Here is a 21,421-nt window from a genome sequence, read left to right as displayed (position 1 = left end):
TGAGCGGCGCGCCGGCCGGCGCTCTACAGCCGATGCGCTGCGCGGCGCGTCAACCCCTGACGTGAAAGCCCGCGCTGCCGAGCTGTTCCATGTCGACCGACACATACTGTCCCGGCTTGATCCATTCGGCCGGCGTCGCACCGCCCGCCATCACGATCCAGCCGGCCTGCAGCGGCTCGCCGGCTTGCGCGGACAGACGCGCGGCGGCGACCAGCGAGCGCAGCGGATGACCGAGCAGCGCGGCGGTCGAGCCGACCTGCACGACGCGTCCGTCGATGTTCAGCGTGAGACCGAGGTTGCTGAAGTCGGTGCGCGGATCGCGCCACGCGCCGATCACGAAGCCGCTCGACGACGCGTTATCCGCGATCACTTCGGGCAGCGTGAATTTGAAGTCCTTGTAGCGCGAGTCGATGATTTCAAGCGCCGGCGCGATCGCCTCGACGGCCGCGAGTGCTTGCGGTCCGGTCACGTCGCCCTCGAGCGAATGCTTGAGCACGAAGGCGATTTCCGGTTCGACGCGCGGATGCACGAAGCGCGAGAAATCGACCGAGCCGCCTTCCTCGATCTGCATGCCGGCGGTCAGGCGTCCCCAGATCACATCGGACAGGCCCATCTGCACCATCTTCGCGCGGCTCGTGAAACCCATCTTCACGCCGACGCGGCGTTCGCCGCGCGCAACGCGACGCTGGATCGACGCCGCCTGAATTTCGTAGGCCTGATCCAGCGACAGACGGCCTTCGGGGTCGAACTGCGAGACTTCGGTGGCGGTGCGCGCTGCGTCGTCGAGTAGCATCGCGTATTGATTGATCTGACTCATTGACGTGCCTCGTTCGCGTTGGAGGTGGCGGTGTCGAACACGGCTCGCACCGAGCCCAGTCCGTTGATGCGCGCCTCGAAGATGTCGCCGGGCGTAACCGCGACCATCGGGCCGAGCGCGCCGGACAGCACCAGATCGCCGGCTTTGAGCGGCGTGCCGAGCGCGGCCATCGTGCGTGCGAGCCATACGACTGCGTTGATCGGATGGCCGAGGCAGGCCGCGCCCGCGCCGACCGAGACCGGCTCGCCGCGTCGCTCCATCACCATGCCGCACAGGCGCAGGTCGAAATCCGCCAGCTTGCGCGGGCTGTTGCCAAGCACGAAGGCCGACGACGACGCGTTGTCCGCGATCGTGTCGGTAATGCGGATGTTCCAGTTGGCAATGCGGCTACCGACGATTTCCAGCGCCGGCAGCGCGTAGTCGATCGCGTTCAACACGTCGAGCTGGCCGGGATTGCGCAGGTTCAGATCGCGGCCGATCACGAACGCGATTTCCGCTTCGATCTTCGGTTGCGTGAGAATCGACGCGGGAATCGGTTCGCCGTCGCCGTAGCCCATGTCGTCGAACAGCATGCCGAAATCGGGCCGGTCGACGCCGAGCTGTTTCTGTACCGCGACCGACGTCAGACCGATCTTGCAGCCGACCACGCGACGGCCGTCGGCGATACGCCGTTCGGTGTTCACGCGCTGGATTGCGTACGCGTCGTCGATACTCAGTTGTTCGTAGGTTTCGCGCAGCGGCGCGATGTATTCGCGGCTACGTTCGGCTTCCACGAGCGCGCGGGCCGCGGCTTCGATCTGTTGCGGCGTCATTTGGCCTTCTCCTGTGCAGCGGCGATTTCGTCCTTGGTCTGATCGCCGACGGCCCAGTGCGTGGCCGGCGTGACCGTTGCGTAGACGCGAATGGAATTGAGCGGCGCGCCGAGCGTTTCGTGCACCGTACGCGCGACGGCCTTGACGCAAGCCTTGATCGCGGCTTCGTCGCGACCTTCGACGAGGGAAATGTGGATGATCGGCATGATGTCTCCGGGTTGTCCAGGCGGGGAGTAGGCGGCGCGCTGCGCAAGCGATGGGGACTACGCTTGCGGCAATGCGGCGGCGCCAGATGGATCGCCCGCCATGATGGCCGCTCGGGCGACATACCGTCCAATACTGTTTTTTGAAAATCTGATACTGTTTCGGTATGAATCGAATCGCACCCTGAAGCGCGTCAATGCGCACGGAAACGGACCGATGGAACTGAAGCAGATGCGTTATTTCCTTGCGCTGGCCGAGGAGCTGAATTTTGGGCGCGCGGCCGAACGGCTGCATATCGCGCAGCCGCCGCTCACGCGCAACATCCGCGCGTTGGAGGAGGAGCTCGGCACGCAGCTTTTTATCCGCACCAGCAAGGGCGCGGAGCTGACGGAAGCGGGGCGCGCGCTGCTCGAGGAAGTGCCGAACATTCTGGCGCTGTCGCGGCGCGCGGAGGAGCAGACGCAACTGGCGGGCAACGGCTACACGGGCCGACTCGACGTCGGCATTTTCAGTTCAGGGATTCTGAACGTGATTCCGCGTCTGCTCGCCGACTTCCACACCGAGCGGCCGGCGGTGAAGATCGGCTTGCACAACATGTCGAAGGCCGAGCAGATCGCGGCGCTGCGCGAGCGGCGCATCACGATCGGCTTCAATCGGCTGGTGCCGAACGAGGCCGATATCGCGGTCGACTGGGTGCAGCGCGAATCGTATCTGGTCGCGCTTTACGAAGGGCATCCGCTGTGCGAGAAGAAAACCATCAGGCTGCGCGACCTCGATAACGAGCGGATGATCCTGTATCCGAACGCGCCGGTGCATGGGCTCGCGCAGGAGGTCGCGGCGGCGTTTCGCGCCGAGGGCGTGCGTCTGCGCGTCGAGCAGGAAGTCGAGGACGTCGTCACCTGCATCGCGCTGGTGGCGAGCCGTTTCGGCGTGTGCGTGACGACCGAATCGGCGGTCAATCTGCGTCTGCCAGGTGTTGTGTATCGGCCGCTCAGATCGACGCAGTTGCGCGAGATCGAGTTGAGCTGTCTGTATCGGCGCGACGACAGTTCGCCGATTTTGCAGGCGTTTCTGAAGCTGATCCGGGCGTCGCGCTCGAAAGGCGGGAGGGCGCGGCAGGCGGCGGGGTAGACGTGATGTCGTGAAGGCGTGGCGGCGTGAAGAGGAGAAGGAGAGGCCGCGTAAGGCTTCCCCAAACTTACGGCCGCGCAATCCCTGCAATCCACACGGTAAGGTCCTTCGTGTTGTCGCATCGGCGACGCACGAACGAGGACAGGTAATGAAAGGCAGGCTCGCAGCGCTCACGCTGGTCGCGTGCGCACTTGGCGTATCTCTCACCGCGCATGCGCAATCGGATGCGGGCGATTCCGGCAATCGGCCGCCACCGCCCTGTTTCGATCATCCGCCGGGATCGCCGCCGTCGGATTCGGGCCGTCCTCCGCCACCGCCACCGCGCGACGGTAATGGCGGCGGCAATCAGCCGCCGAAGGGACCGCCGCCCGATTGCGGCCGCCCGTCGAACTGAGCGGCAAGCGGGTGAAGCAGGACGCCGGCAGGGCCGATGTCGACGTTAGAACTCGCGACGGCGGCGCGAGTTGCTACAAAGCCGCTACAACGTCGAGGCAACGTCGAGGCGAAGTTACCGCAAGCCGCCGCGACGCCGTAGCGCTCGCGGCAACACGACCAGAACCGCTCAACGCCTCAACCCGCCGATTTCGTTTCGACAAACGCGGCCGCTCCATCGGCCGGCCTGGCGTGGCCGAAGATTCCGAGCGCCAGCATCGACATCCCCGCGAACACCGCCGGCACGCCGACGACGAGGAACAGCGACGGCATCGTCATGCCGGCCGCGAGCATCGCGCCGCCCGACAGCGAGCCCACCACCGAACCGATGCGGCCGATACCGTTGGCCCAGCTCACGCCGGTCGCCCGGCAGTCGGTCGGATAGAACGCGGCGGACAGCGCATTCGCGCCGACCTGCGAGCCCGACACGCAGAAGCCCGCGCCGAACACCGCGAGCGCGGCGAGCCACGGTGTTGCCGTCAGCGTGCCGATCGCCGCGGTGAACACGCCCGCGAGTGCGTAGCTGATGGCCAGCACGTAGTGCGGATTGATGCGGTCCATCAACCAGCCGAGCACGATCGCGCCGAGCGTGCCGCCGACCTGGAACATCGCGGTCACGAGTGCGGCGGTTTGCAGCGACACGCCGGTGCTGCGCAACAGCATCGGCAGCCAGCTCGACAGCAGGTAGATCACGAGCAGGCTCATGAAGAACGTGAGCCACAGCAGCAAGGTGCCGCGCAGCAGATCCGGGCGGAACAGGCGCGTGATCGGCGAGCCGGCGGCCTTGCCTTCCGACGTGACAAAACTCGCGTCCGCGAGATTCTCCAGCGGTGCGATGCGCTGCAGGATCGCGACAATCTGCGGGGCCGGGCGGCCGGCCGCCGCGAGGTAGCGCACCGACTCCGGCAGGAAGCGCGCGAGCACCGGCAGCAGAAGCAGCGGCACGATACCGCCTGTCAGCAGCACCGCGCGCCAGCCGTAATGTTCGATCAGCGCTGCCGCGACGAAGCCGCCGAGCGCCGAGCCGACCGTGAAGCCGCAGAACATCGTCGTGACGAGGAACGAACGGCGCGACGCGGGGCAATACTCCGAAGTCAGCGTGATCGCGTTGGGCATCGCTGCGCCGAGTCCCATGCCGGTGAGAAAGCGCAGCACGATCAGCATCTGCATCGAGGTCGAGAACGCGGATGCCACGCTCGCGACGCCGAAGCCGAACACGCACAGCAGCAGCAAACGCTTGCGGCCGATGCGGTCCGCGAACGGGCCGAACAGCAGCGCGCCCGCCATCAGGCCGGCGAGCCCGGCGCCGAGCGCGGGTGCGAGTTGCGCCGGCGTCAGTTGCCATTGCGTACGGATTGCCGGCGCGATGAAGCCGATCGCGGCGGTATCGAAGCCGTCGATCGCGACGATCAGAAAGCACAGCACGACGATCAGTACCTGAAACGGCGAAATGCCGTTACGGTCGATCATCGCGGTGACGTTGACGGGTCGCGCGGCGTGCGGCGACGGCGAGGCGCTATAAGCGGTCATGGGTGTCTCCTGCGGATTTTTATCGGTTGATCTGCGTTTTATCGGGTGCGATCGGGTACGTCATGAAGCCTGCGTGAGGCAGTCTTCCGCGCGCCAGCCGTGCAGCCAGTGCAACGAGTCGTAGAACTGCTGCTGCGTGCGGCCCGTCCACAACGAATTGCGCACCAGCCGTTCGACGCCTTTCGCGTGATAGATGCGGCCCATCTCGCGGGCCGAGTACAGCACGCGCGCTGTCCGCGGAATGCGTACTTTCTCGTAGAGCGCGAACGCTGCTTCGAAGTCCTGATCGGTCTCGGCGACCGCGGCGCCGAGCGTGACCGCGTCTTCGAGCGCCTGACACGCGCCTTGCGCGAGATATTGCGTCATCGGATGCGCGGCATCGCCGAGCACCGTGGCGCGGCCGATGCTCCAGCGCTCGACCGGATCGCGGTCGGCGGTCGCCCAGCGCTTCCACGAACTCGGGCGATCGAGCATCTGATGCGGCAGCGGATGAATGCCCTCGAAATACGACAGCACTTCTTCCTTGCTGCCTTCGCGCACGCCCCATTCTTCCTGCTCGCGGCTATGGAAGGTGACGACGAGGTTGTACTGGTGGCCGCCGCGCAGCGGGTAGTGCACGAGGTGGCAGTGCGGACCCGCCCACACCACCGGCGCATTGATCTTCAGATCGGCGGGCATGTGCGCTTCTTCGACCACCGCGCGATACACGACGTGGCCGGTCACGCGATGCGCGTCGCCGATCAGCGTCTGGCGCACCGCCGATTTGACGCCGTCGCAACCGACGATCGCATCGGCGCGATAGCGCTCGCCGCGCTGGTCGATCACGGTGACGCCGGTGTCGTCCTGCTCGACGCGCATCACCTGCGTGCTGGTGCGGAACTGGATCAACGGATGCTCGCGCACCGCTTCGAGAATCGACAGATGGATGTCGGCGCGATGAATCACCGCGTACGGGTTGCCGAAATGCGCGCGATACGGCGCGCCCACGTCGATGCGCACGATCTCGCGGCCGTCTACCGCGTCCATCATTTTCATGTAGTCGGTAAACACCGCGCGGCCGCGCGCTGCCTCGCCGACGCCCAGCGCGTCGAGCGCGTTGAACGCATTGGCGGCGAGCTGGATGCCCGCGCCGATCTCGCGGATTTCGTCCGCCTGTTCGAGCAGCTGGATCGCGATGCCCTGACGCGCGAGCGCGAGCGCCGCAGCCAGTCCGCCGATGCCGCCGCCCACGACGATGACGCTCCTCGGGCGCCGTTGTGTCTCACTCATGTCTGTCTCCTTTGATTTATCGCTTACTTGTCCGCTATCTGTCCGCCTGATGCCGGCGCGTCAGCTCACGTAGTCGGGCTGGCGCTGCGGCTGCGCCGCATCGAAGGCCGGATGTTCGAGCGCGTGCCGGTAGATCGCGAGCGCGCGCGGATAGTCGCTCAGGTTGCAGCCCATCCGGTGCGCGTTGGCGATCTGCGGCACGAGGCAGCAGTCGGCGAGCGTCGGTTGCGCGCCGAAGCACCAGGGGCCGGCGTTCGAGCGGGCGAGCAGACGCTCGACAGCCGCCATGCCTTCGGCGACCCAGTGCCGATACCACGCGTCTTTCTGCTCGGTCGTGAGCTTCAGCACGTCCTGCAGATAGCGCAGCACGCGCAGGTTGTTGACCGGATGGATGTCGCACGAAATCAGGTTCGCGAACTCCAGCACGCGCGCGCGTTCGAGCGGATCCGCCGGAATCAGGCGCGGTTCGGGATAGACCGCGTCCAGATAGTCGATGATCGCGAGCGACTGGCCGAGCTGGAAATCACCGTCGACCAGCGCCGGCACCACCGCCGACGGATTGATATGAGCGACGTATTGCGCGTCGCGATTCGCGCCGGTGCGAATGTTGACGGGCACGCATTCATAGTCGACGCCCTTGAGCGCGAGCGCGATCCGCACTCGGTAGGAGGTCGAACTATTGAAGAAACTGTAGAGTTGCACGATAGATCCTGTTTCCGGGTGATAGGGCGCGGTGCGTTTCCGGTCGATGAGCCGCCGCGGCGGCTCATCGCGTGCGCCGGGACGGCTCTGGAGACACGCAGGCGTAACTCAGGCAAAACTCGGGCAAAACCTGGGCAACGCTCAGGCGAACCTCACACCACCTTCACGGTCAGTTCGCCCAGGCGCTCGACGCCGACCGTCATCGTTTCGCCGCGCTTCACCGCGCCGACACCTTCGGGCGTGCCGGTATAGATCAGATCGCCCGGTTCGAGGTGGAAGAACTTCGACAGATCCGCGACCGTCTCCGCGACCGACCAGATCAGATGCGACACGTCGCTCTTCTGGCGCGTCTCGCCGTTCACGTTGAGCCACAGGCCGCCGCTCTCGAAGTGGCCGACATCGCTCGCGCGATGGATCGGGCCGATCGGCGCGGAACGGTCGAACGCCTTGCCGATTTCCCACGGACGGCCCATCTCGCGCATCTTCATCTGCAGATCGCGGCGGGTCATGTCGAGGCCGACCGCGTAGCCCCACACGTGATCGAGCGCGTCGTCCAGCGCGATGTCCGAGCCGCCCTTGCCGATCACCGCCACCAGTTCGGCTTCGTAGTGATAGTTCTGCGTTTGCGCCGGATACGCGAGTTCCAGCGTGTCGCCGTAGTTCACCGGCACCACCGAATCGCGCGGCTTGCAGAAGAAGAACGGCGGTTCGCGATCCGGATCGAAGCCCATTTCGCGAGCATGCGCCGCGTAGTTGCGGCCGACGCAATAGACGCGGCGCACCGCGATCTGATCGCTGCTGCCGACGACGGGAACGGCGACGGGCGCTTCAGGGGTAAAAACGAATGCCATGGTTCGGTCTCACTTGCTCAGAATTGGAAAAAGGGCGTGCCGGGCCGCGGGCGGGCGGCTGGTTGTGTGCCCGCGGCGAAGTTCGGCGGTGGGGTGGTCCGGCTGGGTCGGGCCGCGGCGTCGTATCTGACGCGGCCCGGCTGCGTTGTCCGGTGGCGTTGCTGCTTGCGTGGCTCAGTTACGCTGCTCGCGCAGCAGATTGAGCGCGGCCATCACCGGCCGGTCCGAATAGCTGAACAGCACGCTATCCGCCGATGCCGACAGCCGCACCGGTTGCCACGACGGCACGACGAACACGTCGTGCGGCTCGAACGCGAATTCGCGCTCGCCGATATGCGCGGTGCCGCGCCCTTCGACCACGCAGTAGACGGTCGCATCGGTGCTCTGATACGAGCGGCCGGTGAAGCCCGCGGGCAGGAACTGCATGAACGTCGCGATGGTCGGCATCGGCCAGCCGCCGGTGGTCGGATTCACGTAGCGCAGCTTCACGCCGTCCCACTCGTCGAGCTCGCCATTGCGGTAGAGCGCGTCGAGCGCTTCGCGGCTGCGCTCGTACGGGTAGTTGAAGATCGGCGAGGTCGGGTCGGTCACGCGTTGACGGACCGGCGCCATGTTGTGGCCGAAGCGCGCGAAGCTGTCGCCTTCCGCGCGCGAGAGCGGCTGCGTCGCTTCCGGATAGTTTTCCGCGAAGCCGGCGTCGAGATGCGCGACGAGCGGGATGTCGAGACCGTCGAGCCACACGACCGGCTCGCCGCCTTCCTCGACCGACGGATTGCCGTGGTCGTGCCACGTCCACGACGGCGTGATGATGAAGTCGCCCGGATGCATGGTGGTGCGCTCGCCGTTGACCGCGGTCCACGCGCCGCGTCCCTCGACGATGAAACGCAGCGCCGACTGCGTATGCCGATGGCTCGGCGCGATCTCGCCCGGCAGGATCAGCTGCAGGCCGGCATAGAGGTTCGGCGTCATGCTCGACTTGCCGGGCAGACCGGGGTTTTCCAGCACCAGCACGCGACGCACCGCTTCTTCCGCGCTGATCACCGACCCCGCCTGCATCACCAGATCGCGGATCTGCGCGTACTTCCAGATTGCGGCCTGCGCGACCGGCTGCGGCTGCTTCGGCACGAGGTTATGCAGGGACTCCCACAGCGGCGTCAAACGCTGGTGCGCGATCGATTCGTAATAGGCGGCGCGTTGTTCGCGCTGGGTGGGTGCGTTCATGCGTGTCTCCGTACAACGGTTGTGGGTCGTTCGGCTTCGCCAGGGCTTCGCGATGCGCGAGTTGGCGGCCGGAAATCGCTCATCGTTGCGTATTTATAGGGCAGCGAGGTATAACTCGTAAAATAACGAAATATTCTCATCCATACCATTCGAGATATACCTTCACGGGAGCGTGACGTTATGGACTGGACCCATCGGCTGCGTCTGCGGCATCTGCATGTGCTGTTGAGTCTCGCGGCGACCGGCAATCTGAGCCAGTCCGCGACGGCGTTGAATTCGACCCAGCCTGGTCTTTCGAAGTGGCTCAAGGAACTGGAGGAGGACGTCGGCCTGCCGCTGTTCGAGCGGCACGCGCGCGGTTTGCGGCCCACCGTCTATGGCGAGGCGCTGATCCAGCACGCGCGGCGCATCGAGGCGCGCCTCGACAATGCGCGCGACGACATGCAGGCGTTGCGCGACGGCGGCAGCGGCCTGGTGTCGATCGGTACGTCGGGGGTGGCGGCCGCGGACACGGTGCCGCTCGCGGTATCGCGGCTACTGCAGCAGATGCCGCGCGCGCACGTGCGGCTGCAGGAGAGCACGATGAATCAGCTGCTGCCGCAACTGGCGCGCGGTGAGCTGGACATCGTGGTGGGCCGGTCGGCGCAACATAACGACAATCCCGAGATCCGCGTCGAGACGCTCTATATGGAGCCGATCAACCTGGTCGCGCGGCCCGGGCATCCGCTCGTCGCGCGCGGCGCGCTCGACTGGGACGACGTGTTCGACTACTCGTGGATCGTCTGGCCGCAGGGCACGCCGGTGCGCAACGCGATGGACAACGCGCTCGCCGAAGCGGGCCGCACGATGCCGGCTCATGTCGTCGAGTCGAATTCGTCGATCCTCAACATCACGCTGCTCAATCACACGGACCTGCTCGGCGTTGCGTCGCATCGCGCGGCGCTGCGCTTCGAGCGGCTCAATTCGGTGCGGATTCTGCAGATCGAGCTGGCCGGCGAAGGCGCGGTGTCGATGTACTGGCGCGAGGAAAACCGGGACCGCGCGGCGGTTGCGCTGGCGATCGAGAGTCTGCGCGAATGCGCGCGGGGCCTGCCGGACGAGGACGACGACGGTCAGTCCGCGCGCGGCCTCACAACCAGCGCGGATCGCGCGTGAACGCGACCGTGAGCCAGCGGTCCGGGCCCGCCTCGCCGATCGCGCGCGAGATGCGCTCGCGGATCTGATCGAGCTGGCGCACGCCGGCGTGCTCCATCGTCTCGGGCAGCACGATGTGCACCTCGACAAAGAGCCCACGGCCGATGCGTGTCGCGTAGTGCGAGTGCTTGATGAAGCCGTAGTCGGCGGTCAGTTGCCGCATCAGGTCGCGCAATTCGTGCTCCAGCTCCGGCGGCGTAATCAGCAGCACTTCCTTGATCGCGCCGATCACGGTGCCGATCGGCATCGGAATCAGCGCTAGCGTCAGCAGCGCGAGCACGCCGGGGTCGATGTAGGGCGTCAGATGGCCGTGGCCGACGCGTTCGAGCAGCCACGCGAGCGAGAACGCCACCAGCAGCGCCGCGCTGATGCAGGCCGACATCAGCCAGCTCTTGACGTCGAGTGCGATCAGCTCGGACTCGATCGCGCGATTCACGCGCCGCTCGCGAAAGAACATGAAGAAGCAGAACGACGCCACCACGATCGCGTAGAACACGCCCCAACCGAATTCGAGTTCGTGGCCGCCGTCGAGCAGACCCTTGACCGCGTTGATGAACGCATACGCGCACAGCACCGCCAGCACGCTGCCGTTGAATACGAGCACCAGTGGTTCGATGTGCCAGAAGCCGTGCTGGAAGCGCCGGTTGGTTTCCTGCTGCAGCAGGCGGGTGACGAGTAGCGACAGGCCGCACATCGCGGAGTCGAGCGCGGAGAACATGCCGTCGAAGATGATCGCCAGCGAGCCGCTCAGGATCCCGACCACGATCCCGAGAGCCGCGATCATCACGGTGCAAAGCAGCGATTGTTTGAGGATGCGCTGTTCGAGGTCGGAGGCTTTCATGATAGGAGGCGCCCGGCGGTGAAAGACGTGGGGGGAGTATAGCGGGCGCGGGCGTGAAGTCGGTGGTCCGTGTCGTTTCTATAACGCAACTAACGGTCAAGTTCGCCGTGCCCCCACGACAAACGTCAGAAGCACGGTCTTCATCGGAAGTGGGGAGGCCGGCCAGTTTCGTGCCGGGCAAGACTTCTATCGCGGGCACGACCAGCGACGCGGCCGGCTTGCAGGTCGTGCCCGCACCATACTCCTGCGGGCACTTACGAAGCGCTTACGAGGCAGTCGCGAGCACCGGCGCCTGCGTCGCCGCCGCGCGCGCCACGGCAGCCGGCAGCTCCGCCAGATACAGCGCGGGCTGGCCGTCGCAATCGGACGTGAACAGCACGCTGCGGTTATCCGGCGTGAACGACGGATGCGGGTGCGTGACCTGGCGGTTGCCGTCGAGCACGCGCCACGACGTATGGTGCGCGGCGATGCGCTGCGTGGTGCGCGTGGCCGGTTCGAACAGGTACAGGTAAGGATCGTTCTCGATCGTATGCGCGCCGACGTCGCTGACGTCGACCGGCGTGTCCGAACCGTCGCCGACCAGCAGCGAGCCGTCGTGATTGCTCATCAGATGCGAGCACGGCGGCATTTCCATCAGTTCGACGTCGGTATTGCGCTGCGGATCGAAGCTACGGATATAGCGGCGCGGATCGCCCTTGCGATACGACACGTAGATCATCCGGCTGCCGTCGGGCACCCAGAATTCGTGCGTGCAACTCTCGCCCTCGGCATGCTCGTGCACCTTGCGCACGTTGCCGCCGTCCTCGTCGACGAGCCACATGCGCGTGTCGACGAGGTCGTGCGGGCCTTCGTGGCAGAACGCCACCGTACGATCGTCGAACGGACGATAGATCGGGTGCCCGAGCCATTGATTCGTTTCATGGATCACCTGGCGCGAGCCGTCGCGCAGATCGATGCTGAGCAGCCGGCAGCGCGGCTGCCTGAAATAGAACTCGTGGAACTTGCGCCAGTCGGTGAGCGGCATGTAGTCGCTCGCGGCGATCTCGATGCCGACGACCTTGCTGCAAGCCGAATTCGCGACCCATGTGCCATAGCCGACGTAATCTTCCGGCACTTCGTAGACCACGGATTCTTCGAGCGTCTGCAGATCGAGCCGTTGCAGACGGCGGTCGTTCTTCACGTAGTAGAGGTGCGTGTCGTCGGGCGACAGAAAGCCGCCGAAGGTGTTGTCGCCGGGGCCTTCGGTCAGTTGGGTCGCGACTCCGGTCGGCAGATCGAGCAGCCAGTAGTTCCAGTGACCGTCGAAGCCGCCGCCGAACAGCAGGCGCGTGCCGTCGTTGCTGAAGCACTTCTGATAGAAGTAGTTGCGATGGCAGGTGACGTCCGGCGGCGTGAGGCGAGTGACCTTCGCGCCGGTCAGCGGATCGACGCGTTCGGCGTAGTGCAGTTGCAGCGTTTTACCCTTGCTCATAGTCAGTCCTTCGGAACGGGCGGCGCGCCCGTTCGATGTCGTTCTTGTGTTCTTGTATTGGCAGGTGAAGGGCCACGCTTTCACTTGCGTTCTTCACCTGCATTCGGCGTGTTGCCGGCGCGTGTCCCGTTCAGGTACGCGAGCGCGTCATCTTGCTTTTGGGATTGCGGCGGCGCTCGGCGACCACGGCCATGCGTCCCGCGCTCGCCGAGTGATACAGCCACGCGCCGGGAATCAGCAGGATCGCACCGCAGATCAGGAATACGAAGCGACCGTTCATCGCGTTGGGCAGCAGCGACAGCGCCATGATGCCGAGCGCCGCGAGGCATACGAGCTTGCCGAGCAGACCGCGCTGACGATGCTCGCGCTGGTTGTCGGTCGCGTCGTCGCTGTCGGATTCGACGGGCGTATCCCAGCGCTCGAACAGCTCGCGCCGTTCCGCTGCGCGTTTCGCGTCCGCTTCCGTATAGAACAGGCGAGTCGACACGAAGAAGCCGGCGGTAATCACGACGTGCGCGCCGAGCACGATCGACACCCGCAGGTCGGCCCATTCGCGGCCGCTCAGCTTGATGCCGAACCAGTTTTCGATGGTCGTCTGGCCGATCAGCATGCCGAACACGTACGACACCGCGAAGCCGACCAGCAGCGTCGCCCAGCCCGACCAGTCGGGCGTTTTGCGGATCACGAAGCCGAGCATCGCCGGCACTGCGAGCGGGAACGTGACCATCGCGCTCAGCGTCACGAGAATGTCGAACAACGTCATGCCGTGAATCGCGTTGATCGCCATGCCGACGCCCACCACCATCAGGCCGAATACCAGCGATGCGAGTTTCGACGCAACCATCAGTTCCTTTTCGCTGGCGCTGGGGCGCAGCACCGTGCGATAGAAGTTGCGCACGAAGAAGCCGGCGTTGCGGTTGATACCGGCATCCATCGCCGACATCGACGCGGCGAACATCGCCGCCATCAGCAGACCGAGCATGCCGGCCGGCATGAACTTCGACACGAACGCGACGAACACCGCTTCGCGCGCGTCGTGGCCGAGCATGCCGAAGTCGCCGGCGAAATCCGGCATCCGGAAGTGCATGAACCACGCCGGCACGAACCACACGAGCGGCCCGACGACGCTCAGCACGCAGGTCAGCAACGCACCCTTGCGGGCGTGTTCGCTGTCCTTCGCGCAGATGTAGCGATACGAGTTCAGGCCGTTGTTCATCATGAAGATCTGCTTGACGACGATCATCACGACCCACAGCGCGAACAGTCCGGCATACGCGTAACCATGGCCGATCCAGAAGGTGTCGTGGAAGCTGTCGACGATCGGCGTGATACCGCCCGCATTGCCGAGCGCGACGATCGTGCAGGTGAACGTGACGGCCATCACGATCAGCATCTGCAGATAGTCGGAGGCGACCATTACCCATGCGCCGCCGGCGAGCGCCATCGCGATCACCACGAGCCCGGTCGCGACGATCACCGTGCCGACCGGCAGATGAAACACCGCGCCGGTGATGATCGCGAGCCCGTTCAGCCATTGCCCGGCCGACAGCAGGCCGTCGAGCACGCTAAGCCACACGAAGCTCTGTTCGCTGGTGCGGCCGAAGCGCGAGCGCAGCGCTTCGGTGGCGGTCACGACGCGCATTTGCCGGAAGCGCGGCGCGAAGTACAGGTAGTTGGTCAGATAGCCGACCGCGTTGGCGAGGTACAGCACGACGATCGCGAAGCCGTCGTTGAACGCTTTCGAGGCCGCGCCGGTAAACGTCCACGCGGAGAATTGCGTCATGAACGCGGTGGCGCCCACCATCCACCACAGCACCTTGCCGCCGCCGCTGAAATAGTCGCTGGTATTCCGGTTGAAGGAACGGAACGACAGGGTGATCGCGATCAGAAAGCCGATGTACGCGACTACGACGAGTATGTTGATATCCATGCGTGACTCCGCTAAGCCGGATCAGAAGTAGTGGATCATGCCGAGCGAGATGCCCTGCTCGTTTTTGCCGGGGCTCTGCACGCCCATCGGCTTGATGCTGTAGATCGCGTTCGATGCGTTTCTGAGCGCGACCAGCTGGCCATACAGCGCGGTGCGCTTCGACAGGTCGTAGCGCGTGGTGAAGACGATGTGTTGCGCGCCGGTGGCCGGGCCTTTCTTCACCGCGCCGACGGACGCGCCGACCGGTGCGCTGCCATAACCGCTGCCAGCGACGCCGTAGTTCAGCTCGAAGCCCCACGGTCCCGGCGTATAGCGCGCGACGAGGCCCAGCATGTTCTGGCGGATGTTCTGACGCTGCGCGTTGACCTGGTAGTTCAACTGCTGGACGATGCCGCCGAAGTAGACCGATTGCGTGAGCTGATAGCCGGCGAGAATTTCCGCCGCGTAGTTGTTCTGTCCGGGACCGAGCACGCCATAGTCGCCCTCGAAGCCGATCGCGGCCTGCAGCCGGCCGCTCACGTAGTTGAGCGACGCGGACCACACGTGCGGCGCGCCGAGACCGCCGTTGTTGACGTCCTGATCGTATGCGTAGTACTGGACCGCGCCGAACACCGGGCCGAAGTTCGGCGAGTCGTAGCGGATCGAGGTCGGGTACTTGATGTCGAAGCAGCCTTGGCCCTTCGTGAGACCGGCGGAGCTTTTCATCCCGAGGCCGCAGTTCGACCACAGTATCGTGGTGATGCCGAGGCCCTGGGTTTCGGCGAGCGTGTCGCCGAAGATGCCGTGACGGTCGAACGGCGCCTGGAAGCGGCCCATGCGCAGCGAGCCGTAGGTTTTGCTCGCGAGGCCGACGAAGGTTTCGCGGCCGCCGAAGGTGCCGGTGCCGTCGGTCGTGCTGAACGCGCTTTCGACCTGGAACACGGCCTTCAGGTCAGAGGTCAGCGTCTCCGAGCCGCGAAAGCCCCACGCCGAACCGTAGTTGGCCATCCGCACGCTGCCGTGATTGCCGCCGCCGGTGACCCAGTCGATCGAGTTGATGAAGCGTCCATAGAAATTGACCGAATCGCCGCCCACAGGCGTGTAGGCCTTGTCGGACCATCCGGAGAACTGCACCGGCATCTCCTGGGCCGGCAGTTCGGGCGAGTAGGCGGCGGCCAACTGGCCGATGCATAGTGCGAGAGCTGTGCACGTTCTGGTTACCGTCGACATCCTGATTCACTTCCGTCACGTTAGAAGGCGCGCCCGAGGCTCATTGATGGCCGGGCGGATGTTTTGTTTTTGCGCCGGTCGTTATGATGTTGTTGTATTTATTCGTCATCGTACAACCGACAACGAACATTATCAGTCATCGAACAACTGTCTCAATAGCGGTTTACCCTCGCGGGCGGGTGTGGTGGGAAAGAAAAGGCCCGTGGGACGGGCATTGGCGGGGTGGGTGAGTTGTCCGCAGGCGCGCACGCCGGCGGACAACTCAATGGACAACTGCGAACAACCGGGTGGCGTGCCGCCGCTGTCTAGCTGCGCTGGACGGTATGCGCGGCGATGTACTCGAAGTCGATATCCTCGCCGAGACCCGGCGCCTGCGACAGATGCACGAAGCCGTCGGCGTCCATCGGATCGGCCAGACTACGCAGATACGCGGGCGGCTGGTCGTAATCGAGGAACGGGTGCAGCAGGCCGCGCTCGTACCAGCGGCAGTTCGCGATCGCCGCGGTGACGGCCAGATTGGCCGCGCCGTTGCCGTGAATCTCGCAGTTCATCCCGAACGATTCGGCCAGATGCGCGACTTTCAGCGTCGGCGAGATGCCGCCGACGCCGGCCACGCCCGCCCGCAGGATGTCGCACGCGTTGCCGGCAATCCAGTCCGCGCGCAGATGGTGCTTGCCCGACATCGATTCCGGCCCGACGATCGGCACGTCGAGCTGATCGGCGAGCCATTTGTACGACGCCATGCTCTGCTCGTCCATCATCTCCTCGAACCACGCGAAATTCAGTTGTTCGAGCGCGCGACCGATCCGCAGCGCGTCGGTGCGGCTGTACCAGTGGTAGCCGTCGAGCATCAGCGCGATCTCCGGCCCGACCGCCTCGCGCACCGCCGCGCAGGCCTTGATGTCCATCGTCACGTCCGGTGCGAACGAGACCGGCGGCATCCACGTATGCAGCTTGATCGCCTTGTAGCCGCGCGCGACCAGCCGTTCGGCGAAGCGCGCGTAGTCGTCCGGGGTGGCGAGGCCGCCGGCCAGTTCGTCGCCGCACATCGTGCTGCCGTAGGCCGGCACCTTGTCGCGGAAGCCGCCGATCAGCTGATAGACCGGCGTGCCCAGCGCCCGGCCGGCCAGATCCCAGAGCGCCTGATCGACGACCGCGAGCGCGCGGTCGGTCAACTGGCCGGCACTGCCGCGCTGGCGGTGCGCGAGGTCTTGCCACAGCGCCTCGCGCTGGAACGGATGACGGCCGCTCAGCACGTGCCGCACGTGCGCGGCGAGGAGTTCCTCGCGGATCACTTCGGGCGGCCCGAACGCGTGACCCGCCGCGCCGGTGTCCGTTTCGATGGTGAGCAGGGCCATGCTCGCCTGGCGCTCGTCGCCGGGGTGCGAGTGGCCGCCGCTGTCGACGGCGCGTCGCGTGGGATAGGTAAAGACGGTGCGCGTGACGCGTTCGATCTTCATGGTGCGGTTCCGTGAGAAGAGGAGTCCTGGTTCGCCCGGGGCGCGTAGGTCTGCCGGGCGGTGTGCTTGGATCGCGGGCGCGCGGCGCCAGCGCTATACTCTGTATATCAACTACTGTCAGTCATCATATGACGGACAATGTATCACACCCAACCTGGACGACTCAATGAATTCTCCGTTGCCCGCACGTCGCACCCGACGGCGCGCCGAAAACGTCTTCGACTGGCTCAGCGAGCAGATCAGCACCGGCGCGCTGAAGCCGGGCGATCAGCTGCCCACCGAGTTCGAGTTGATGCGGACCCAGGAAGTGAGCCGCGCGGTCGCGCGCGAGGCGGTGCAGCGGCTGCGCATGTCCGGTCTGATCGAGACGCGTCAGGGCATGGGCAGTTACGTCATCGACGCGGGCACGCCGGCGCCGAGCGTCGGATTGACGACCGCCTCCGCGCGTACGCGCCGCGACGTGCTGGCGATCCTGGAGTTGCGCATCTGTATCGAAACGGAAAGCGCGGGCCTCGCCGCGCAGCGCGCATCGCGCCAGGATCTGGCGGCGATCAAGGCCGCGCTCGACGAACTCGAAGCGCACGCGAGCGCCGGTATCGATGCGGCGCCGTACGACTTTCAGTTCCATATCCAGATTGCGCGCTCGACCGGCAATCCGTTTTTCGTCGACGTGCTGTCGCAGCTCGATCCGTCGTTCGCGCCGCGGCCGCGGCTCGACCCGACGAGCTACGCGACGCGGGTCAACAGCGAACACGCGAATATTTACGAGGCGATCTCGCGCGGCGACGTCGATGGCGCGCGCGCGGCTATGTACATGCACCTGTCCAATAGCCGTGCGCGCTTGCGTAGCGCGGAAGCGGGGGAATGAGCGCGCGGTGAGCGTGCTCAATCAGCGGGCTCAATAAGCAGGCTCAATAAAGCGTGTTGCCGGTCTGTCGCAGCGGGTCGGGAGACTGTTGGGTGAGGCGCAGCACGCCGGACTGGTCGAAATAGAAGTTGTACAACAGTTGCCAGGTGCCGCTGTCCCGATAGCGGTAGCTCCAGACTTCCTCGTTGAGACGGGGCATCGCTTTGGTGGCAGCCGGGCGGCCGAAATGGACCAGCACGTCCTGCTTGGTCCACGCGCCGACTTGCGCCTGGTTGAATTCGTCGGGTTGCAGCACCTGGCGCACGCTCTCGATCTTGCCGTCCGCCGACACATCCGCGGCGATCGTCGTATAGCCGAGCGGCTGGGTCGGCCACATCAGACGTTTGCCGCCGTCGGGCAGGCTATAGGTCTCGGCGGGCTTGCCGAGCCGGGTGGCTAGCAGCGACGCGTCTTCGCCGGGCTGGAATGCGGTCCAGGGCTGCGCGCAGCCGGCGAGCAGCGCGGCGGCGAGCAAGGCCGCTGCGGTAACGGGAAGACGGCGCGCGCGACCACGCGTGGCGGCCGGTTCAAGGCGGAGCGGATTGCCGTCGGGACGGCCTTCGGTGTGTGTCAGCATGATGTCCCTCCCTATGTGATGACATCGCAGATTCGACACTTTATGGCGAATGGAGTTTGCGCGTCGGCGTGGATAGCTACGCTTGCCGGGCGGTGGCGGCGACTTAGGTCGATTCTTCCGCCTGGGCGGTGCCGCCCACCATCCTCGCCGCAATCCGCTCCGACGCCTCGAGCAGCCCCTTCAGATGCCGCGCGGCCATTTCCTCGACTTTAAACAGCCGTTCGATCCACACGATATTGATGCACGCCGCCACCGATCCATCCGGCGCCATGATCGGCACCGCGATCGCGGAGAGGCCGTCGTTGTACGCGGCGCGCGTCTTGTCGTAGGCGCCGCCGAAGGTGCGATCGCGCGCGCCGTAGCCGAGCCGGCGCGTATCGCGCAGCAACTGCGCGACGTAGCGGCGATTGCTGGCGAGTTCGTCGCCGGGGCGTCGCCCTTCGCGCAGCGCCGCGAGAATCTCCTCGCGTTCGTCGTCCGGACAGTACGCGAGATACGCGCGTCCGACCGCCGAGCGCAGGATGTTGATCTCGTAGCCGAGCTTGTCGCGATTGACGACGAAGTACGAGCGCGTGCGGTTCGATTCGCACAGCGCCATCGTCGTGCCGCGCCGCACCGCCAGATCGGATGGCCACAGGATGCTGCCTTGCAACTGCTCCAGCTCCGGCGCCGCGCATTCGATCAGATGATCGACGCGATCGATATGCCGCGCGCGCTCGTGCAGCGTATAGCTCGGCCGGAACAAGCCGTCGGCGAGCCGCTGCCAGATCAGCCCCTGACGCTCCAACGTCAGAAGAATCCGCAGCAGCGTCGCCTTCGGGATGCCGGTGCGCAAGTGCAGATCGTGCAGGCTCGCGGCCTGCATTTCCTGGAGCGTCTTCAGCGTGACCAGTCCGCGTTCGAGCGCGTCGATCGTCTTGACTTTTGGGGACCACATCGCGAATTCCGGTGCGTTTCACTGAGTGAAATTTTAATAGAAATCGCTCGGTAATGCAGCCGCGTTGATCTACCTTAGCTTCACCTAAGGAGATCCAAACGATGGAGACAGTCCGCAACATCCTGTTCGTGATGTGCGATCAATTGCGTTGGGACTATCTGTCCTGCTACGGCCACCCGACGCTCGCGACACCGAACATCGACGCGCTCGCGAAGCGCGGCGTGCGCTTCGAACGCACGTACGTGCAAAGCCCCGTGTGCGGGCCGTCGCGCATGTCGTACTACACGGGCCGCTACGTCGACAGCCATCGCGCGTTCTGGAATTTCGTGCCGCTGCCGGTCGGCGAGCAGACGATCGGCGACTATCTGCGTCCGCACGGCATGCGCGTCGCGCTTGCCGGCAAGACCCACATGGTTGCGGACACGTCCGGCATGCAGCGGCTCGGCATGGTGAAGGGCTCGGAGCGCGCGGTGCTGCTCGAAGAGTGCGGTTTCGAGCCGTACGATCGCGACGACGGCATTCATCCGAACCTGTTCGGCTCGCGCGTCGAGACGCCGTACTGCGACTATCTGCGCGGCAAAGGCTACGGCGGCGACAATCCCTGGCATGACTACGCAAATTCGGCGCAGGGGCCGGACGGCGAAATCCTCAGCGGCTGGAAGATGCGGCACGCGTCGCTGCCCGCGAACATCGATGAAAAGGATTCCGAAACGCCGTACATGATCGATCGCGCGATGTCGTTCATCCGCGAGCAGGGCGACGCGCCGTGGTTCCTGCATTTGAGTCTGATCAAGCCGCACTGGCCGTATATCGTGCCGGCGCCGTACAACGACATGTACGGCCCGGACGACGTCAAACGCGCCGCACGCTCGCAGGCCGAGCGCGACAACCCGCATCCGGTGTACGACGCGTTCATGCAGCACGACGAAAGTCTGAGCTTCTCGCGCGACGAAGTCCGCAGCACCGTCGTGCCGACCTACATGGGACTCGTCAAGCAGGTCGACGATCACCTCGGTCGCCTGTTCGCGTTCCTGCGCGAGACGGGCCGCGACAAGGACACGATGATCGTCTTCACCAGCGATCACGGCGACTATCTCGGCGATCACTGGCTCGGCGAAAAGGAGCTGTTTCACGATGCGTCGTCGCGCGTGCCGCTGATCGTCGTCGATCCGCGCGCCGCGGCCGATGCGACACGCGGCACGGTGCAGCGCAACCTCGTCGAGGCGATCGATCTGCTGCCGACCTTTCTCGATGCGGTTGGCGCCGAGGTGCCGACGCACATCCTCGAAGGTCGTTCGTTGCAGCCGCTGCTGCACGGCGCGGGCGCGAACACGCCGTGGCGCGAAGTGGTCTTCAGCGAGTTCGACTACTCGTTCCGCTCGCGCACGCGTTCGCGGCTCGGCCGCGAACTTGACGGCTGCCGCTGCTTCATGGCCTTCGACGGCCGCTGGAAATACGTGTACTACGACGGCTTCCGTCCGCAACTGTTCGATCTCGTGAACGATCCCGACGAACTCGTCGATCTCGGCAACGACAGCGCGCGTGCGCCGGTGCGCGCGCGCATGCACGAATGTCTGTTCGACTGGCTGCGCCATCGCACGTTGCGGCAGACCGCGCCGGCGCGGATGGTCGAGCGTTGGACCGAGGTGTCGGAGAAGGGCGGGATTCTGCTCGGCGACTGGTGATGCGTAGTTCGTAATTTGTGATTTCGTGATTCGTGATGGGCAGCATCAGGGAGGCAGCGGTGAATAACAGGTGGCAAACGCAAGCACCGGGTAGCAGCAAGCAGTAGCAACAGGCAGCGGGCAACAGGTAATAACAGCAATGCGTGGCGCCTGCCGCGCCGGGCGCCGGCCCCGGTAGTACGAGCCCGCCGGCCAGAAAAATATTTCAAATAGACAGCTTGAGATCGAAGCGCGTGTCAGC

The 21,421-nt window shown here is 65.3% G+C and carries 20 protein-coding genes; 5 read left to right on the top strand and 15 right to left on the bottom strand.

The window, feature by feature from the left end:
* Positions 1-49: 49 nt before the first annotated feature.
* From HHL14_RS13985 to HHL14_RS13975, 3 genes are read right to left on the bottom strand one after another with little or no spacing between them, the layout of a single operon-like run.
* Positions 50-817: a 2-keto-4-pentenoate hydratase gene (locus HHL14_RS13985; RefSeq protein WP_169498187.1), complete on the bottom strand. Its 768-nt coding sequence runs from the start codon at positions 815-817 to the stop codon at positions 50-52.
* Positions 814-1,629: a 2-keto-4-pentenoate hydratase gene (gene mhpD / locus HHL14_RS13980; protein WP_169498186.1), complete on the bottom strand. Its 816-nt coding sequence runs from the start codon at positions 1,627-1,629 to the stop codon at positions 814-816. The genes HHL14_RS13985 and mhpD overlap by 4 nt, the downstream gene beginning before the upstream one ends.
* Entirely contained in the window at positions 1,626-1,835 is a 210-nt protein-coding gene (locus HHL14_RS13975; protein WP_085485941.1) for a tautomerase family protein, read from the bottom strand. The genes mhpD and HHL14_RS13975 overlap by 4 nt, the downstream gene beginning before the upstream one ends.
* Before the next feature lie 214 nt (positions 1,836-2,049).
* Between HHL14_RS13975 and HHL14_RS13970 the strand changes: the two genes are divergently transcribed.
* Together HHL14_RS13970 and HHL14_RS13965 are read left to right on the top strand one after the other, a co-directional pair.
* Positions 2,050-2,964 (top strand): LysR substrate-binding domain-containing protein, encoded by a 915-nt coding sequence (locus HHL14_RS13970; RefSeq protein ID WP_169498185.1) that lies wholly within the window; start codon positions 2,050-2,052, stop codon positions 2,962-2,964.
* Positions 2,965-3,112: 148 nt separating this feature from the next.
* Positions 3,113-3,358, top strand: a complete 246-nt coding sequence (locus HHL14_RS13965; protein WP_169498184.1) for a hypothetical protein — start codon at positions 3,113-3,115, stop codon at positions 3,356-3,358.
* A gap of 176 nt (positions 3,359-3,534) precedes the next feature.
* Here HHL14_RS13965 and HHL14_RS13960 read toward each other — a convergent pair whose 3' ends face one another.
* From HHL14_RS13960 to gtdA, 5 genes are all read right to left on the bottom strand, one after another.
* A complete protein-coding gene (locus tag HHL14_RS13960) occupies positions 3,535-4,926 on the bottom strand; it encodes an MFS transporter (protein ID WP_169498183.1) in 1,392 nt (463 codons plus the stop codon).
* Between the two features lie 60 nt (positions 4,927-4,986).
* Complete coding sequence (locus HHL14_RS13955) at positions 4,987-6,195, bottom strand: 3-hydroxybenzoate 6-monooxygenase (protein WP_169498182.1); 1,209 nt, start codon at positions 6,193-6,195, stop codon at positions 4,987-4,989.
* 60 nt (positions 6,196-6,255) lie between these two features.
* On the bottom strand, positions 6,256-6,897 hold the full coding sequence (gene maiA / locus HHL14_RS13950) for a maleylacetoacetate isomerase (RefSeq protein WP_169498181.1): 642 nt from the start codon (positions 6,895-6,897) through the stop codon (positions 6,256-6,258).
* Between the two features lie 152 nt (positions 6,898-7,049).
* Positions 7,050-7,748 carry a fumarylacetoacetate hydrolase family protein gene (locus tag HHL14_RS13945; RefSeq protein WP_169498180.1) on the bottom strand — a complete coding sequence of 233 codons (699 nt, stop codon included), beginning with the start codon at positions 7,746-7,748 and terminating at the stop codon, positions 7,050-7,052.
* Between the two features lie 174 nt (positions 7,749-7,922).
* Positions 7,923-8,969, bottom strand: a complete 1,047-nt coding sequence (gene gtdA, locus HHL14_RS13940) for a gentisate 1,2-dioxygenase (RefSeq protein ID WP_169498179.1) — start codon at positions 8,967-8,969, stop codon at positions 7,923-7,925.
* A 180-nt stretch (positions 8,970-9,149) separates the two neighbouring features.
* On the opposite strand from gtdA, the gene HHL14_RS13935 reads away from it, so the two are divergent.
* Positions 9,150-10,124: a LysR family transcriptional regulator gene (locus HHL14_RS13935; protein ID WP_169498178.1), complete on the top strand. Its 975-nt coding sequence runs from the start codon at positions 9,150-9,152 to the stop codon at positions 10,122-10,124.
* Here the strand turns inward: HHL14_RS13935 and HHL14_RS13930 are convergent.
* The 5 genes from HHL14_RS13930 to HHL14_RS13910 form a co-directional block, all read right to left on the bottom strand.
* Positions 10,099-11,004 carry a cation diffusion facilitator family transporter gene (locus tag HHL14_RS13930; protein WP_169498177.1) on the bottom strand — a complete coding sequence of 302 codons (906 nt, stop codon included), beginning with the start codon at positions 11,002-11,004 and terminating at the stop codon, positions 10,099-10,101. The two genes, HHL14_RS13935 and HHL14_RS13930, sit on opposite strands and share 26 nt — an antisense overlap.
* A 265-nt stretch (positions 11,005-11,269) precedes the next feature.
* Entirely contained in the window at positions 11,270-12,475 is a 1,206-nt protein-coding gene (locus HHL14_RS13925; protein ID WP_169498176.1) for an oligogalacturonate lyase family protein, read from the bottom strand.
* A gap of 130 nt (positions 12,476-12,605) precedes the next feature.
* Positions 12,606-14,405, bottom strand: coding sequence for a sodium:solute symporter family transporter (locus HHL14_RS13920; protein ID WP_169498175.1), 1,800 nt, complete (start codon positions 14,403-14,405; stop codon positions 12,606-12,608).
* 21 nt (positions 14,406-14,426) lie between these two features.
* Positions 14,427-15,563 (bottom strand): porin, encoded by a 1,137-nt coding sequence (locus tag HHL14_RS13915; RefSeq protein ID WP_169498174.1) that lies wholly within the window; start codon positions 15,561-15,563, stop codon positions 14,427-14,429.
* Positions 15,564-15,919: 356 nt separating this feature from the next.
* The gene (locus tag HHL14_RS13910) at positions 15,920-17,074 is read right to left on the bottom strand and encodes a mandelate racemase family protein (protein WP_169498173.1); all 1,155 of its coding nucleotides are present in this window, start codon (positions 17,072-17,074) and stop codon (positions 15,920-15,922) included.
* 166 nt (positions 17,075-17,240) lie between these two features.
* On the opposite strand from HHL14_RS13910, the gene HHL14_RS13905 reads away from it, so the two are divergent.
* Positions 17,241-17,942 carry a FadR/GntR family transcriptional regulator gene (locus HHL14_RS13905; protein ID WP_169498172.1) on the top strand — a complete coding sequence of 234 codons (702 nt, stop codon included), beginning with the start codon at positions 17,241-17,243 and terminating at the stop codon, positions 17,940-17,942.
* A gap of 43 nt (positions 17,943-17,985) precedes the next feature.
* On the opposite strand, the gene HHL14_RS13900 is transcribed toward HHL14_RS13905, so the two are convergent.
* Both HHL14_RS13900 and HHL14_RS13895 read right to left on the bottom strand, forming a co-directional pair.
* Positions 17,986-18,558: a hypothetical protein gene (locus HHL14_RS13900; RefSeq protein ID WP_230413029.1), complete on the bottom strand. Its 573-nt coding sequence runs from the start codon at positions 18,556-18,558 to the stop codon at positions 17,986-17,988.
* Positions 18,559-18,661: 103 nt separating this feature from the next.
* Positions 18,662-19,495, bottom strand: a complete 834-nt coding sequence (locus HHL14_RS13895; RefSeq protein WP_169498171.1) for an IclR family transcriptional regulator domain-containing protein — start codon at positions 19,493-19,495, stop codon at positions 18,662-18,664.
* 101 nt (positions 19,496-19,596) lie between these two features.
* Here HHL14_RS13895 and HHL14_RS13890 point away from each other — a divergent pair, with 101 nt between their 5' ends.
* Positions 19,597-21,180: an alkaline phosphatase family protein gene (locus HHL14_RS13890; protein WP_169498170.1), complete on the top strand. Its 1,584-nt coding sequence runs from the start codon at positions 19,597-19,599 to the stop codon at positions 21,178-21,180.
* Positions 21,181-21,421 lie beyond the last annotated feature (241 nt).

The organism is Paraburkholderia antibiotica (assembly GCF_012927125.1).
GTDB classification, from domain to species: Bacteria; Pseudomonadota; Gammaproteobacteria; order Burkholderiales; family Burkholderiaceae; genus Paraburkholderia; species Paraburkholderia antibiotica.
Note: the sequence above shows the minus strand (reverse complement) of the source record. Positions and strands in the feature narration are given on the sequence as shown.

Coding starts and splice junctions, on each gene's coding strand:
- HHL14_RS13900 (WP_230413029.1), bottom strand. CDS start 18,558: ATGCTGACACACACCGAAGGCCGTCCCGACGGCAATCCGCTCCGCCTT.
- HHL14_RS13910 (WP_169498173.1), bottom strand. CDS start 17,074: ATGAAGATCGAACGCGTCACGCGCACCGTCTTTACCTATCCCACGCGA.
- HHL14_RS13975 (WP_085485941.1), bottom strand. CDS start 1,835: ATGCCGATCATCCACATTTCCCTCGTCGAAGGTCGCGACGAAGCCGCG.
- HHL14_RS13955 (WP_169498182.1), bottom strand. CDS start 6,195: ATGAGTGAGACACAACGGCGCCCGAGGAGCGTCATCGTCGTGGGCGGC.
- HHL14_RS13945 (WP_169498180.1), bottom strand. CDS start 7,748: ATGGCATTCGTTTTTACCCCTGAAGCGCCCGTCGCCGTTCCCGTCGTC.
- HHL14_RS13920 (WP_169498175.1), bottom strand. CDS start 14,405: ATGGATATCAACATACTCGTCGTAGTCGCGTACATCGGCTTTCTGATC.
- HHL14_RS13985 (WP_169498187.1), bottom strand. CDS start 817: ATGAGTCAGATCAATCAATACGCGATGCTACTCGACGACGCAGCGCGC.
- HHL14_RS13930 (WP_169498177.1), bottom strand. CDS start 11,004: ATGAAAGCCTCCGACCTCGAACAGCGCATCCTCAAACAATCGCTGCTT.
- mhpD (WP_169498186.1), bottom strand. CDS start 1,629: ATGACGCCGCAACAGATCGAAGCCGCGGCCCGCGCGCTCGTGGAAGCC.
- HHL14_RS13890 (WP_169498170.1), top strand. CDS start 19,597: ATGGAGACAGTCCGCAACATCCTGTTCGTGATGTGCGATCAATTGCGT.
- HHL14_RS13960 (WP_169498183.1), bottom strand. CDS start 4,926: ATGACCGCTTATAGCGCCTCGCCGTCGCCGCACGCCGCGCGACCCGTC.
- HHL14_RS13905 (WP_169498172.1), top strand. CDS start 17,241: ATGAATTCTCCGTTGCCCGCACGTCGCACCCGACGGCGCGCCGAAAAC.
- HHL14_RS13925 (WP_169498176.1), bottom strand. CDS start 12,475: ATGAGCAAGGGTAAAACGCTGCAACTGCACTACGCCGAACGCGTCGAT.
- HHL14_RS13895 (WP_169498171.1), bottom strand. CDS start 19,495: ATGTGGTCCCCAAAAGTCAAGACGATCGACGCGCTCGAACGCGGACTG.
- HHL14_RS13965 (WP_169498184.1), top strand. CDS start 3,113: ATGAAAGGCAGGCTCGCAGCGCTCACGCTGGTCGCGTGCGCACTTGGC.
- HHL14_RS13970 (WP_169498185.1), top strand. CDS start 2,050: ATGGAACTGAAGCAGATGCGTTATTTCCTTGCGCTGGCCGAGGAGCTG.
- gtdA (WP_169498179.1), bottom strand. CDS start 8,969: ATGAACGCACCCACCCAGCGCGAACAACGCGCCGCCTATTACGAATCG.
- HHL14_RS13935 (WP_169498178.1), top strand. CDS start 9,150: ATGGACTGGACCCATCGGCTGCGTCTGCGGCATCTGCATGTGCTGTTG.